General features: G+C 41.3%; 1 protein-coding gene. It reads right to left on the bottom strand.

Annotated elements, in window-relative coordinates; translation table 11 throughout:
* The coding region (locus H4J62_RS20560) for an endonuclease (protein WP_259368916.1) at window positions 1–1,418 on the bottom strand (1,418 nt) is incomplete at its 3' end.
* Between the last annotated feature and the right edge of the window lie 104 nt (window positions 1,419–1,522).

Here is a 1,522-nt window from a genome sequence, read left to right on the forward strand (position 1 = left end):
CCACCGCCAGTATCACCGCCGCCAGTATCGCCGCCGCCAGTATCGCCACCGCCGTTAGAGTTACAGGCTTCGCTACCATATAAAGTTGATACCCATTCAGGGTGATCAATAAAGGGATTACGATTTCCTTGATATTCGTAAATGGTATTGTTTCGTTTTTGCTCAAAGGCATCAATTGGATCTGCATTATGCCACTCAATTAAACGACATAACCTGCCAAGTTCAGGCCCACTGGTATTTGTACTTTCCACAACGCGCAAATCTGGCATGTTAGCGTCGGCTACTTCATATCGCGCATCCATATAAAAGACCATTCGTGCGACATCACCTTTTACTGTATCTCTAGGTTCGAATGAATTGCTGTCAACCTTATTACCAGGCGCCTCTCCAATTTCAGACCCACCACTATCAAAATCTAAATTGCCTCTTGTGCTGTTAACTGAAATATCAGTAGGCCTTAAGTGATGAATATCTGTATAGCCAGACTGACTTTCACTACTAAAACCACCATGACTTTTCGCCCATACATGTTCCCTGTTCCAGTTTTCTGGATCACTAGAAGCTGGGCCACTGCCGTTTGAAAGTTTAGCTTTGGAAATACCACGATAGAATAAGATTACGTTATCTGAATTTGACGGGTCTTCATCAGTTTCAGTCAATGCGGTCCAAACCTCTGCATAACTTAAGTCTTTATGATTTTGACTTATTGCGGTAGTTATTTCTGCTTTTATTGCTGTGGTACCATGTCCGCCATTAATCGCCAAAATTACATCTTCATAATAAGTGGCATCGTCAAAATTGGTCGAATTAGTAACTTTTTCTAGATCTGGGCAGTTAACACAGACGCTGCCACTGGCACCATCGTCAACATTGCCGCCACCACTATTATCACCGTTGTTACTATCACCACTGTCATCAAATGTTTGGCCTGTATTTACTGCGCCGAATGTATTTGCATTAGCTCCTTGCCAAGTTGAACCATCAAACTGTAGTGAATAACCCGTAGGTGTACTACTGGTTTCAGCAACACCAATATCAATACTTGTTAAGCCATTTGCTGGACCATTTGTGGCTGTTAACGTTCCTTCATAACTTAAGAATTCAACGACAACACCAAGATTATCTACTAATGCAAATGCATCAGGTGCGCCGTTTTGTATACCCGACTTTGTAAAAAATTGCGTACCAAAGCCTCCTTGTTGATCAGGAATAATGCCAGACAGGCTTACAGAGCTATAGCTAGTTCCATTACTACCATTATATAAAATAATTGACCAACCTGTTAAATCTGTTCCTGCAACACCAGCGATTTCAACTGCTTCACCTACGTCTGATCCTGCATTGTCGTAGTGTATTTCGTTAATAAAAACATCTGCTGCAAACGCTGTTTGTGTCATAGAAAAGCATAATGCAGACATAAGCATTACTTTTTTTAAGCAACGTTTGGGGTTGTGATTGGTAAGGGGAACAGCCATGATTTTGGGTCGTAAGGCTAATCGATTTTTTTTCATTTTATTTTTCC

This window comes from Colwellia sp. BRX8-5, assembly GCF_014077325.1.
Taxonomy (GTDB): Bacteria; Pseudomonadota; Gammaproteobacteria; order Enterobacterales; family Alteromonadaceae; genus Colwellia_A.